Below are 12,823 nucleotides of genomic sequence, written 5' to 3' on the forward strand. Positions count from 1 at the left end.
GACGCGACTTTCAATGACCGGATCCGTAAAATGGGATCACACGGGCCCGTGCCATAACCGTCCAGCTTACCAGCATTTTCCCTTGCAGTCTGTCGAAACGACCCTGCCGTTTTTCTTCAGGACGCCTGTAGGGATGTCATAGACATAGGTCGCCATTGGCGCTCCCTTGTAGCGGAGTGGGTGGTAGGCTTCAAATGCCAGGGTTATGCTCTTGCCGGGAACGATGGTGCGTTTCGGATCCACGTTACAGTTTCCGAAATAGGCCATCGGTGTCACGGAGTGTTCGGCAACCTTGACAATGGAATACAGCGCCGGACAGACCGAGCCCCCGACATCCGTCAGCAGCAGATAATCCGCATCGGCAGTTTCGCTGATTTTTTCGACGAACATCCCGCCATCGCCATCAACTTCAGGCGTGGTGTGATGCCCATTGATCTTGAGAACATTCTCCGAGCCATCTGCGAGGCCAAAGCGGGTCTGTGCCCGGTGAAGGTCATCCGCCATGGCGGTCCCGCAGCAGAAGAGAAAACTCATTGCCAGGGAAGAAAACTTCAGAAATTTCATGGGAAAGGCGCATCAATCATTTTGGGTGGTAAATAATACCGGCATCATGTGCATTTTCATTTCTGCCGTCAATCAAACTGTTTTCTGTACATTTTCTACATTAATAACCGGCAGGGAAAATTTATATAAAGACTGGATGGTATTGGCGGCCCATGGTCGGCATGGCAGCCGCATTTCATCGATTCGATGACGCATTTCCGTGTAATTCCCAGATATGACCGTTTCTGTCGTAACGGTGCCCCATGCTTGTGCTGTCGTCAGGATAAGGGAGACACGGCACATGACCATCGGCACCGCAGTCCAGCGCGGACACTTTGTTTACGTTTATGACGAAAAGGGACGGCAGATGACTGTCATCCCCGCAGGCAGCCAGTCGGGGGACGGGTTAGAGGGCTATACGGGCGCAACCGTCAGCGTGCGGCGTGGCGCCTTCATTCATGTCCATGACGAACGGGGCCGCCAGGTGTCGACCATCCCGGCACGCTAGGCGCGGCCTGCCCGCATGGCGGCGTCAGGCGGGGCTGCCATGCGGGATGTATCTTTTTGGGGCGTATGTATCCATGCCAGAAAGGGCGTGGATCGGTACAGAACGTGATGGGGTGACACAGTCGTGCAGGAACACGACGCGACGGCCAGGCTGCCGCAAAGACGGACCGTTATCGTCCATGATCGCCATGCCATGCGGCAATGGCGCCTCAAGGCCGCCCGTGCGCGGTGGAACGGCCTTCAGGTCATGACATTCGCGCAGGCCATTGCCAGGCTGGCCGGTGGGTTTGCGCATGAGGTCGATGAAGAAACATTGCAACAGGCGGTGCGGGACACCCTGCACGATGTGCGGCTTGTGGAACTGGCCCCCATCAGCAGCCTGCCCGGCATGGCCAGCGCGGTAACTGCGACCCTGCGGCGGGTGTGGGATGCCGGCATCGACCTTGCGGCACGCGCGGACACCCATCCGCGCATTGCCGAAATGGCACGGATCGAGGCCGCAATCCTTGACGCCCTGCCCCCCGGTTGCCTGAGCAGGGCTGAAATGGCGCGACGGGCCTGTGCCCGCATGGTGCATGCCCCCGCGCTGCTTGGCCCGGTTGAAATCATGGGCGTGCCGGATCTTTCGCCATGCTGGCGGCCCGTTGCGCAGGCGCTTGCGGCGCATGTGCCCGTGCAATGGCATGCCGGACCGCGCCAGGCCCCCGCATGGCTGGCCGGGACGGGCATGGCAGTGGTGACCGCCGCGCCCTCCATGCCGGATGTAACGTGCTGCAGCACGGCGACACCCCACCATGAAGCCATCGAGGCGATGCGCTGGGCGCGGGCGCTTATGGCGTCCGGCCAGGCGCGGCCGGAGGACATCGCCATCGCCACCACGGGTGTGAACGCCTATGACGCAAGCTTCCTGAGCCTGCGGGCCGATGCGAATTTCGCCCTGCACTTTGTCCACGGCCAGCCCATTACCGCGACACGGGACGGGCAGGCGGCGGCCGCGCTGGCGGATATCGTGGTGCGTGGCCTGTCACGCCAGCGACTGCGCCGCCTTGTCAGCCTGACGCAGGCCAGCGCCCCGATGCTGGCGGCCCTGCCCGAAGGGTGGATGCGTATCCTGGGCACGGCACCGCTGGCAACGCCCGATGCGTGGGCACGGTACCTGTCCGGCCTTTCGGCGGGGGACTGGCCCGATGGTACCGACCATGGCGCCACCCTGCAGGCACTGGTTGACCTGCTGCACCGTGGCGCCACGGCGGCGGGCGAAATGGGCGAACAGGTGCTGACAGGCTGTGCGCGGTTGATCTGGCGGGCGGCGCTGGCGGCAGGTCCGGCGCAGTCGGTGGACCTGACGGTGGAAGGGATGCGGCTGGATGACAGCACGGACCCCTGCGCATCGGTCGCATGGATGCCGGCGGAGGCCCTGGCCGCATCGCCACGCCGGTTTGTCAGGCTGCTGGGCCTCAATTCCGCCCGCTGGCCCCGCAATGCGGGCGAAGACAGGCTGTTGCCCGATCACATCATTCCTTCCGCCGAACTCAACCCCACGCCCACCGGCATGGCGGACCGGCGCGCCTTTGCCACCATCATGGCGACAACCGCCGGGCATGTGGTCCTTTCGCGCGCGCGGCGTGGCAATGACGGGCGACTGCTGGGCCGCAGCGCCCTGTTGCGGGACTACCCGGCGGAGACCTACCTGCGGCGCAACCGCGTGCCCGCCCATGCCTATAGCGAGACGGACCGGCTGACCGCACGTCGGGGGGAATTCGCCCGCACGCCACAGGCCCGTTCCGCCACGGCCTGCTGGCATGACTGGCAGCGCGCCGATATCACGCCGCATGACGGACTGCTCCGCGCGGAACATCCGGTCATGCAGGCCATCATGCAGCGCACGCAGTCCGCCAGTTCGCTGCGCCTGCTGCTGCGTAACCCGCTGGGTTTCATGTGGCGTTACGGGCTGGGCCTGAATGCGGCGCAGGAAGGGCAGGACAGCCTGATGCCCGACGCCATGGCCGTGGGCAACCTTGTCCACGCCACGATGGAACATGCCCTTCGGCTCACGACGCGGGAGGCAGCGGCAAATCCAGACCATGACACCGTTGTGGAGCAGGCCCTTGCCGCCGCGGCGGAGGAATGGCAGCGCGAAAATGCCACGCCACCCCGGCTGCTATGGCACCACCTGCTCGATACCGTGCGTACCATGGCACGATGGGGCCTGCGTGTGACATGCAAAAACGCCACGGGTGGCTGCTCCTACGCCGAAGTGCCGTTTGGCGGCATTGCCACCGACCGGGACAGGCAGGCGGCGTGGGATGCGGCACAGCCGGTCCCGGTTGCCGATACCGGGTTCTTCATCAACGGGTATATCGACCGTCTGGACATCTCCGCCGATGGGCGGCAGGCCTGGGTGTACGATTACAAGACAGGCCGGGCGGCAGGGGGCGGGACCGTGCTGAAAGGCGGCGCCGAACTGCAGCGGTGCCTGTATGCCTTTGCCGTGCGGGCATTGCTTGGTCCCCGTGTGCAGGTGGATGCAACCCTGCTTTACCTGCGCGATGAAACCGTCCTGCGGCTGGATGATCCCCACCAGGCCATGGCGGACCTGACCACCTACCTGCGGGCCGCGCGCCGGACCATGCTTGCGGGCCATGCCCTGATCGGCCCCGATAGCGGGGGGGATTATGACGACATGCGCCTGTGCCTGCCTGCCGGGCTGGACGCCTACCGCAAGCGCAAGGAGGCGCAGGCCAACATGATTCTGGGTGATGACGCCATTGCAGTGTGGGAGGCCCCCTGATGGAACAGATACGTGTGCCACTGAAGGACGATGGCGCCCGCAGGGCGGCGATTGCGGATATTTCCCGCTCCTTCCTTGTGGAGGCCGGGGCAGGGTCGGGCAAGACAGCCGTGCTGGCGGGCCGGATCGTCATGCTGCTGGCGGGCGGGGTGCATCCACGCCACGTCGCGGCCGTCACCTTTACGGAACTGGCGGCCAGTGAACTGGTCATGCGCATCCGCGCCTTTGTCGAGCGGCTCTGCCAGGGCGATGTGCCTGCCGAACTGCGTGTTGCCCTGCCGCACGGACTGGACGCGGCGCAACGCACCAGTCTTGCGGCAGCGGCCACCAGCATTGATGACATGACATGCAGCACCATCCACGGTTTCTGCCAGCGCCTGATCGGCCCCTATCCGGTCGAGGCCGATATGGACCCCGGCGCCGTGCTGGTGGACCCGGGGCAGGGTGGCCTGATCTTTGACGAAATTACCGAGACCTGGCTGCGTGATGTGCTGTCGGGTCATGAGGACAGCCTGATCGCCACCATGGCGATCGAGGACCCCGGTGGCACGCTTGGCGAAATCAGGGAAATCCTGCATACCCTGCGCGCACAGCCCGACCTTGCAACACCGCCCCTGCCAGACCTGCATGCCGTCGTGGCGGACTGCATGGGCGCACTGGACGCCTTTATGGCCTTCTGTCGCGGGGAAGGCCAGATCGAGGCGGAAACGCTCGCCCTTGGTGCGGGGTTTGCGGACCTTGCGCGGAGTGTCCGGCAGTTGCGCGACGCGGATACGGCCGCCTGCCGCATCCGGCTGCTGCGCACCCCTGCGCCCGAAGGCGTACGTAAAGGCGACGGGGGATGGAAAACATATCGCAAGAAGGGAAAGTGGAAGGCCGCTGCGGCCATGGCGGGGGAATCGCAGGCCTATGGCGAGCAACTCAATGACCGGGCCACCATGTTGTATGACGCCTGCCATGAAACGTGGCAGGCGGTGCAGTCCGCCGTGGCGTCCCATGTGTTCCATGACCTTGTCATGCAACTGCGGCCGGTCATCGACCGGTTCCGTGAGCATAAGCGCGCGGTCGGGTTGCTGGATTTTGATGACCTGATCCGGACGGCCCGTGACCTGCTGCGTGACCATGCGCAGGTGCGCCATGCACTGGGACAGCGTTTTTCCCATGTCTTGGTTGACGAATTCCAGGATACCGACCCCACGCAGACCGAGATATTCTGGCGGTTGTGCGGTGATCCCCCGTCCGATGCGCCGGATGCCCCATGGGCTGCATGGCATATCCGCCCCGGGGCGCTGTTTCTCGTGGGCGATCCGAAGCAGGCGATCTACCGTTTCCGGGGGGCGGATGTCGGGGCATATGTACAGGCGCGTGACCTGTTCCATACCCAGCATGGGACGCAGGGACTGCTGTCGATCACGACCAATTTCCGCTCCTGCGCGCCAATCCTTGATTACGTGAACGACTGCTTCGCACATCCCCTTTCGGCACGGAATGGACAGCCGGGCTTTACATCACTGGATGCTTTCATCGCGGGGCGGTCGGCCGGCGCCTGTGTCATCGCGCTCGATATTCCCGTGGCAGGGGGCGGTGACAGGGGCTCCGTGGATGCCATGCGCCAGGCAGAGGCGCGTGCCGTCGCCCGCATGTGCGCGGGCCTGATCGGGCATGAAACCGTGCGCGATCGTGAAAGCGGCCTGCCGCGTCCCTGCCGTCCCGGCGATATCGCCCTGCTGGCCCCGACAGGAACCGGGCTGCATTATTATGAGGAAGCACTGGAACAGCTTGGCATCCCCGTTGCCACGCAGGCGGGAAAGGGCCTGTTCCAGCGCCAGGAAATACAGGACCTGATCGCACTGACCCGTGTCCTTGCCGATGCGGGCGATTCCCTTGCTTTCGGCGCACTGCTGCGCGGGCCGCTGGTCGGCCTGACGGACGGGGAGTTGCTGGATATCGTGGCCGCCCAACCCCGCGGCACGGACAGGCCCGACCGCCTGCCGGCCCTTCGGGTGACGCTGGATATCGCCCATGTGGGGCATGAACTGGCCCGTACGGTCATCGAAAAGCTGCAGGTTCTGCGACGCCGCATGCACGCCACCACGCCGTATGACCTGCTGGCGCAGGCCATAGACATGTTGCGTGTGCGCCCGGTGCTAATCGAGCGCATGGGCCGGCAGGCCGAACGCGCGCTGGCGAATGTGGACCTGTTCCTGACCTTCGCCCAGGCCTATGACGTACGCGGCCTGCGTGCCTTTGCCGATGCCATGAATACGGCCTGGACCGATGGCGCGCGTGATGCGGAGGGACGGCCCGACGCGCAGGAGGAAACCGTTGCCCTGTATACCGTGCATGCGGCCAAGGGGCTGGAATGGCCCATCGTGATGCCGCTCAATACCATGTCGGGAACGCGGTCGGTCAAAGGCATGGTGATCGAGCGTGGGGTGGGGCACATACATGCCCCGCTGATGGGCATACCCACGACAGGATACGACGCGGTGTGCGAGGAGGAAGCGGCCGAAGCACGGCGCGAACAGATCCGGTTGTGGTATGTCGCCCTGACCCGTGCGCGTGAAATGCTGGTCCTGCCGCGTTTCGACCTGCCCCTGTCCGACAGGGCATGGACGTCACTGCTGGATCTGAAAATCACGGACCTGCCTTCCATCACCCTGCCCGAAGGCAACAGCCATTGTGTGCCTCAGTCCGATACCGTGGAAAACCTCCAGACGCGTGAACGGTTCGTGGCGGAAGCAGAAACCATTGTACGCGCCACGACAAGGTTGATATGGAAAACACCCAGCAGGGACGAGGGCGCGACGTCTCCCGCGATGGAGACGCCTGTCCCGCAGATCATCCTGCCAACGGCGGATGATGGGGCGGGGGAGACATACCATCCCGTGTCCGCACCTGTCGTGCGGGGCAGTAGCGAACGTGGCAGCATATTGCACAAGCTTCTGGAAGAAGTGCTCAACCATGAAACCCCCGACACGCCAGATGCCCTGAAAGCCCGTGCCGGCACGCTGCTGGCCGAGGCAGGCTGTCCCGTGGTGTCGGATCCGGCCGCAGGGCCTGAAGCGGGCGAACTGGCGCAATCCGTGCTCCGCGCCCTCCATGCCCCCGAAATATCCCGGTTGCGCACCGTGATGGTCGCGGAATATCCACTTTACATGGTGCAGGGCGACGCAGAAGCAACGGATGTCATTTGCGGAATTGCCGATGCCGTCGTGCCGGCCGCCGATGGCACGCCGGAGGTCATCATCGACTGGAAAAGCGATGTCAATCCATCGGCGGCGACGCTTGCCCATTATCAGGCACAGGTTCGGGCCTACATGGACATGACGGGTGCGCGGCAGGGACTGATCGTCATGGCGACATCCGGTGCCGTCATCAGCCTTGAGGCGGCATGAGGGCCTGCCCGCGCGCCCAACCATTTTCGGTATGGGCGCGCGGGTGCCGCAACCGGGGCATTCGCCGCCATTACGGTTTTTGCATGATATCGTATGATGGTTTGGAAATGCATCCCCGCGCGAACCCTGCGCTCCCCTGAAGAACATAGGTGAAAACGGCATGAAACAGTCCCCCCAACCCGGTCCCGACAGTGCCGTGTCGCGGCTTGCGCCCACGATGGCGCTGACTGATGGGCAGGAAGCCCTGAAGGCCGAGGTGCTGTCTTTCTGCCGTGCCCACCGGGCGCAGGATCATGCGCTGTTCATCATCGAAGGCGATGCGGGGACCGGCAAGAGCCTGCTGCTCAATACCCTGTTCACCGCCATCCAGGGTGCGGCGCGCGGGTGTGACATCCATGACCCCCTGCATGGCAGCCGTAATTTCCTGCTGGTCAACCATCCGGAAATGATAAAGCTGTATCGCAATATTTCCGAAACACAGGCCGCCCTGCGCAAGAAGGATTTCGAACGCCCGACAACCTTCATCAATCAGGCCAATGCCAGTGGCAGGCGTGCCGACATCGTGCTGGTGGACGAGGCGCATCTGCTGCTGACCCGCCGTGATCCCTATAACCGGTTCCATCAGGACAACCAGCTGGAGGAGATCATCCGCCATGCGCATGTGGTGGTGATCGTGTTCGATGCCCGCCAGGTCCTGAAGTTCAAGAGCCTGTGGGATGATGCCTCCCTTGCGCAACTGGTATCTGGCTTTCCCGTCGTGACCCGTAGGCTGGACCATCAGTTCCGCATGCACGCCCATGCCGATGTCATGGACTGGATCCGCGCGTTGCGGGATGGCGTCCTGCGTCCACTGCCCGCGCCGCAGGCGTTCGATTTCCGTATATTCGATGATGCGCAGGACATGTATGAGGCCATCAGGCAGCGTAACGCGCAATACGGCCTGTGTCGCATGCTGGCGACCTATGATTATCCCTATACCCTGAACGGGCAGGACCACTTCATTACCGAGGGACGTTTTCACCTGCGCTGGGACCGGGCCATGCCACAGGCGCGGCTGCCATGGGCGGAACGTCCCGATACGATTGATGAGGTGGGGTCGGTCTATACCATTCAGGGGTTCGACCTCAATTACGCCGGCGTGATCCTGGGGCCATCCGTCACCTATGACCGCGCCGCCGACCGGATCGTGATCGACCCGTCACGTTACGAGGACCGCGCCGCCTTTACCGGTCGCGATGGCGTGGCAGACCCGCATGAAGTCATGGCGCGGATCATCCTCAATTCGATCAATGTCCTCATGACCCGGGGGGTGAGGGGACTGTATATCTACGCCAGTGAACCCGATCTGCATGCCCGTCTGGCGCGGTTGTGGGAAGAACGGCAGGCGGGCAGTGATACCCGGCCTGCCGCGTGACCCCGCATGGGATCAGTGTTTCGGGTCGGCCTGCATGACAAAGCGCAGTTCACCACCCTTGAGGATGTCTTCATGCCGCAGGTGCACAAGGTCCTGCGGCCTGCCATTGAGGGTGACGGACGCGACATAGGGGTGCGCCGCATCCAGGCCGCTTGCCACCATGGTGAAGGTCCGTCCATTGGGCAGGTGGAGCACCGCCTTCGGCACGAAGGGGCGGCCGATGGTGTATTCGTTGCTGCCCGGCGCAACAGGGTAGAAGCCCAGCGCGGTAAACAGGTACCATGCCGATGTCTGCCCCAGGTCATCATTGCCGGCCAGTCCATCGGGACGGGCACTGTACTGGCTGTCCATGATCTGCTGTAGCCGCTGCTGTGTCTTCCATGGCGCCCCGGCATAGTCATAGAGGTAGGCGATATGGTGGCTGGGTTCGTTACCATGTGCATACCAGCCGATAAGTCCGCTGATATCCTCGACATTCCTGAACCGCGCCGGATCGACCTTCGTATCGAACAGTTCGTCCAGCTTCGCCGTGAATTTCGCGCCCCCCCCGACCGTTGCGATCAGGCCGGGCACGTCCTGTGGCACGTACCACAGGTACTGCCACGCATTGCCCTCGGTATAATCACTGCCATAGGCAGCAGCGCCGGGGTCGAAGGGAGTATGGAATTCCCCGGTGCTCAGCCGTGCGCGCATGAACCCGGTCTGCGGGTCCCATTCGTTGCGCCAGTTGCGGGCGCGCTTTTCAAAGGTCTCGGCAATGCCGGTCCGGCCCATCGCACGCGCCATGCGTGCCAGGGACCAGTCGTCATAGGCATATTCCAGCGTCTTTGACCCGGCCTCGGCCTCGTGGTCGATCGGGACGTAGCCGAGTTTCATGTAATCCGTCAGGTCGCCATAGACGGGCGATGTGGCGGACGCCACCATTGCATCAAGCGCGGCATTCGCGTCAAAACCACGCACTCCCGCCAGATAGGCATCCGCGATGATCGGTACCGCGTGATAGCCGGTCATGCACCATGTCTCCAGCCCCAGATATGACCAGATCGGCAGCACGCCCACGGGACTGGCCTGCTGTGCCGCGACGAGGGAGCGCACGAATTGCGCGCTCATGTCCGGGCGCAGCAACGCCATGAGTGGCTGCTGCGCGCGATAGACGTCCCATGTGGACCATGTGGAATAGAAGCTGAAACCCCGCGCCCTGTGCACTTCCTGATCCGGGCCGCGATAATCCCCGTTTGCATCCATGCTCAGCGTCGGGGCGAGCATCGCATGGTACAGCGCGGTATAGAATTGCGTGCGCTGTTCCGCCGTGCCGGAAACATCAATCACCGACAGGGCACGGTTCCACGCGTTCGTGGCGTCTGTGCGGCGGGCATCGAAATCCCAGCCCTGTCCCCCGGAATCGAGGTTGGCGATCGCGTTCGTCTCGCTGATGGGGGACATCGCCACCTTCACCACCAGTGGCGCGGACAGCCTGCCGAAATCGAATACGGCCTCCACCGCGCGGCCTGTCTGGACATTCGGGTCCATCGGCGCGTTCCCCGGCCCGCGAAACCCGTGATAGGTCAGGCCGGTTTCATGGTTGTAGAGCATGTGCGCGCTCATCGGACGCGAAAAGCGCATCGCAAAGCATGTCGTCCGGCCCGGCGCCCAGCCGCGCGTCGTGCGGCACCCCGTGATGGTGCCATCCGCGCGCACGCGCAGGCGTGTCCACAGGACCTTGCCGGGATAGTCATAGATGCTTGGCCGCAGGTCCAGCAGTACATGCGCGGGTTGGTCGGCCGGGAAAGTATAGCGGTGCCATGCCACGCGCGGTCCCGCCGTCAGTTCGGCGCGTATGCCGTAATCATCCAGCGTCACGGCGTAATAGCCGGGATGTTCCTCCTCGCCCGCGTGGCTGAAGCGTGAACGGTAGCCGCTTTCGGGCTTTGCGGGATCTCCCGGTTCCATCCTGACATCGCCCGAAACCGGCATCAGCAGCCAGTCGCCAAGGTCGGAATGTCCCGCGCCGGAGAAATGGGTCTGCGAAAAGCCCATGATGGTGGGGTCATTATACTGGTACCCACCCGCCCAGTCATAGGCATGGTGGAATTCCGGCATTGCGGTATCGGGGGAGGGCTGGACCATGCCGAACGGGACACTTGCCCCCGGAAACGTATGTCCCGGTCCGCCCGTGCCGATACGCGGGTCAACCATGTCGGCAGGCTGTGTCGTGGCTTTCGTGCCAGCATGTCCGCCTGTGGGCGGGGACATGGTGGAAACCGCCAGCATGATGGAAAGGCCATGCAGGAGTGGGCGACGCTTCATGAAGGAATCCCGGTCTGGGTATGGAATGTTTCGGACCGGCAAGTTTCGCATGGCATGGGGGGCGTGTCATCCCGGCGATGACAGGACACCAAAGGACAGTTCCATAGGCATATGGCGTGGAATCAACCGCCCGGTCACGGGGCAGGAGTTTGGACAAGACCTGAGTAAAACGCATAACACCTTGTCATAAAAGGAAGTTTCACGAGATCTTGAGCATGAAAAGCTTTGTTATACGAGGACGACTATATATGTTCGTATATAGACGATTCACAGCAAACCCCCTGTCATCCGCCATGCGCGATGCCTGTACATGGTGCGGGGGTCAGGCCCGTGTCGGGGCCGGCAGGTGTGTTGCTGGCAAAAAAAATTGGGAGGCTACCGTAAAACCATGCTGTACCAGACAATAAATCCGTACACCGAGGAAACGCTGAAGACCTTCGACCTGCATTCGGATGCGCAGCTTGCGAAGATCATCACCACGGCCGACACCACATACAGGAACAACTGGCGCAAGAAGACCTACGCACAGCGCAGCGCCATCCTGCACAAGGCCGCGGAAATCATGCGGCATAACCGCGATGCCTTCGCGACGCCCATTACCGTTGAAATGGGCAAGCTGTTCCGCGAGGCGCAGGCCGAAGTGGACCTCAGCGCCGATATCCTTGATTACTATGCCGACAACGCCGAGAAATTCCTCGCACCTGTCGACCTGAAGGTCGATGACGGCAAGGCCACGATCCTCAGCCAGCCGATCGGCATCGTCTTTTGCATCGAACCGTGGAACTTCCCCTATTACCAGTTGGCACGCGTTGCCGGGCCGAACCTGATGGCGGGGAACGTGCTGATCGTGAAGCACGCGCCCGGCGTGCCGCAATGCGCTGTCATGTTCGAGGAACTGTTTGCCGATGCCGGTGCCCCCGAAGGCACCTATTCAAACGTCTTCATCACCAATGAACAGTCGGCCACGGTCGTGGCGGACCCGCGCGTGCGTGGCGTCGCCCTGACCGGGAGCGAGCGTGCGGGCAAGGCCGTCGCGGCAGAGGCGGGAAGTGCGCTCAAGAAGAACACGATGGAACTTGGCGGCAGTGACGCCTTCATCGTGCTGGATGATGCGGACCTTGATGTCGCGGTCAAATGGGCCGTGTGGGGCCGCATGAACAATACGGGGCAGTGCTGTGTCGCGGCCAAGCGCTTCATTGTCCATGAAAAGATCGCCGATGCCTTTACCGCCCGCTTCAAGGCGGAACTTGAAAAACTGGTCGATGGCGACCCGATGGATGAAAAGACGACGCTTGGGCCGTTGTGCAGCGAAAGCGCGCTGAAGCTTGTGCTGGGGCAGATCGAAAGCGCGGTCGAACATGGCGCGCGGATTGTCACGGGCGGCAAGCGTATCGCGCGTCCCGGCTATTTCCTGCAGGCCACCATCCTGGAGAACATCACCAAAGACAATCCGGCGTTCCATCAGGAATTCTTCGCGCCGGTAGCCATGATTTTCCGTGTGCCGGACGAACAGGCCGCCATCGACCTGGCCAATGATTCTCCCTACGGGCTGGGCGGTTCGGTCATCACGACCGACATCGAACGCGGCAAGCGCGTGGCCAGCCAGATCGAAACGGGGATGGTCTTCATCAACCGCTCCACCTGGACGGCGCCGGGCCTGCCCTTTGGCGGCGTCAAGAATTCCGGCTATGGCCGTGAACTGTCCTCGCTGGGGATCGAGGAGTTCATCAACAAGAAGCTGGTCCATACCCCTGCGTAACCAGTCCCGGTCGGGGCTGCGCTGGCGGTCCTGATAAAAAGAAACCTCCCACGACGCATGTCGTGGGAGGTTCTTTCGTTTCCGCCAGAAGCGGCAGGCGGTGG

Annotated in this window: 8 protein-coding genes; 6 read left to right on the forward strand and 2 right to left on the reverse strand. The window is 62.9% G+C overall.

The window, feature by feature from the left end; translation table 11 throughout:
• Window positions 1-66 precede the first annotated feature (66 nt).
• A complete protein-coding gene (locus tag KMAL_RS06485) occupies window positions 67-504 on the reverse strand; it encodes a hypothetical protein (RefSeq protein ID WP_146044166.1) in 438 nt (145 codons plus the stop codon).
• Here KMAL_RS06485 and KMAL_RS16885 point away from each other — a divergent pair.
• The 5 genes from KMAL_RS16885 to KMAL_RS06505 all read left to right on the forward strand — a co-directional run bounded on the left by KMAL_RS16885 (window position 503) and on the right by KMAL_RS06505 (window position 8,653).
• The gene (locus tag KMAL_RS16885) at window positions 503-754 is read left to right on the forward strand and encodes a hypothetical protein (protein ID WP_146044167.1); all 252 of its coding nucleotides are present in this window, start codon (window positions 503-505) and stop codon (window positions 752-754) included. The two genes, KMAL_RS06485 and KMAL_RS16885, sit on opposite strands and share 2 nt — an antisense overlap.
• A 156-nt stretch (window positions 755-910) precedes the next feature.
• Window positions 911-1,051, forward strand: coding sequence for a hypothetical protein (locus KMAL_RS06490; RefSeq protein WP_239019986.1), 141 nt, complete (start codon window positions 911-913; stop codon window positions 1,049-1,051).
• Between the two features lie 192 nt (window positions 1,052-1,243).
• The gene (locus KMAL_RS06495; protein WP_110094930.1) at window positions 1,244-3,841 is read left to right on the forward strand and encodes a PD-(D/E)XK nuclease family protein; all 2,598 of its coding nucleotides are present in this window, start codon (window positions 1,244-1,246) and stop codon (window positions 3,839-3,841) included.
• Window positions 3,841-7,239 (forward strand): UvrD-helicase domain-containing protein, encoded by a 3,399-nt coding sequence (locus KMAL_RS06500; protein ID WP_110094963.1) that lies wholly within the window; start codon window positions 3,841-3,843, stop codon window positions 7,237-7,239. Before KMAL_RS06495 ends, KMAL_RS06500 begins: the two co-directional genes overlap by 1 nt.
• Window positions 7,240-7,399: 160 nt before the next feature.
• Window positions 7,400-8,653 carry a DUF2075 domain-containing protein gene (locus tag KMAL_RS06505; RefSeq protein ID WP_110094931.1) on the forward strand — a complete coding sequence of 418 codons (1,254 nt, stop codon included), beginning with the start codon at window positions 7,400-7,402 and terminating at the stop codon, window positions 8,651-8,653.
• A gap of 12 nt (window positions 8,654-8,665) precedes the next feature.
• On the opposite strand, the gene KMAL_RS06510 is transcribed toward KMAL_RS06505, so the two are convergent.
• The gene (locus KMAL_RS06510) at window positions 8,666-10,960 is read right to left on the reverse strand and encodes a GH92 family glycosyl hydrolase (RefSeq protein ID WP_110094932.1); all 2,295 of its coding nucleotides are present in this window, start codon (window positions 10,958-10,960) and stop codon (window positions 8,666-8,668) included.
• 388 nt (window positions 10,961-11,348) lie between these two features.
• Here KMAL_RS06510 and KMAL_RS06515 point away from each other — a divergent pair, with 388 nt between their 5' ends.
• Window positions 11,349-12,719 (forward strand): NAD-dependent succinate-semialdehyde dehydrogenase, encoded by a 1,371-nt coding sequence (locus KMAL_RS06515; RefSeq protein WP_110094933.1) that lies wholly within the window; start codon window positions 11,349-11,351, stop codon window positions 12,717-12,719.
• The last annotated feature ends 104 nt before the right edge of the window (window positions 12,720-12,823 follow it).

This window comes from Novacetimonas maltaceti (assembly GCF_002906255.1).
Lineage (GTDB): Bacteria > Pseudomonadota > Alphaproteobacteria > Acetobacterales > Acetobacteraceae > Novacetimonas > Novacetimonas maltaceti.

What these genes read in the sequence shown, in the direction of transcription:
- KMAL_RS16885 (WP_146044167.1), top strand. Translation starts at nt 503, where the DNA reads ATGGCGGTCCCGCAGCAGAAGAGAAAACTCATTGCCAGGGAAGAAAAC.
- KMAL_RS06485 (WP_146044166.1), bottom strand. Translation starts at nt 504, where the DNA reads ATGGCGGATGACCTTCACCGGGCACAGACCCGCTTTGGCCTCGCAGAT.
- KMAL_RS06490 (WP_239019986.1), top strand. Translation starts at nt 911, where the DNA reads ATGACTGTCATCCCCGCAGGCAGCCAGTCGGGGGACGGGTTAGAGGGC.
- KMAL_RS06495 (WP_110094930.1), top strand. Translation starts at nt 1,244, where the DNA reads ATGCGGCAATGGCGCCTCAAGGCCGCCCGTGCGCGGTGGAACGGCCTT.
- KMAL_RS06500 (WP_110094963.1), top strand. Translation starts at nt 3,841, where the DNA reads ATGGAACAGATACGTGTGCCACTGAAGGACGATGGCGCCCGCAGGGCG.
- KMAL_RS06505 (WP_110094931.1), top strand. Translation starts at nt 7,400, where the DNA reads ATGAAACAGTCCCCCCAACCCGGTCCCGACAGTGCCGTGTCGCGGCTT.
- KMAL_RS06510 (WP_110094932.1), bottom strand. Translation starts at nt 10,960, where the DNA reads ATGAAGCGTCGCCCACTCCTGCATGGCCTTTCCATCATGCTGGCGGTT.
- KMAL_RS06515 (WP_110094933.1), top strand. Translation starts at nt 11,349, where the DNA reads ATGCTGTACCAGACAATAAATCCGTACACCGAGGAAACGCTGAAGACC.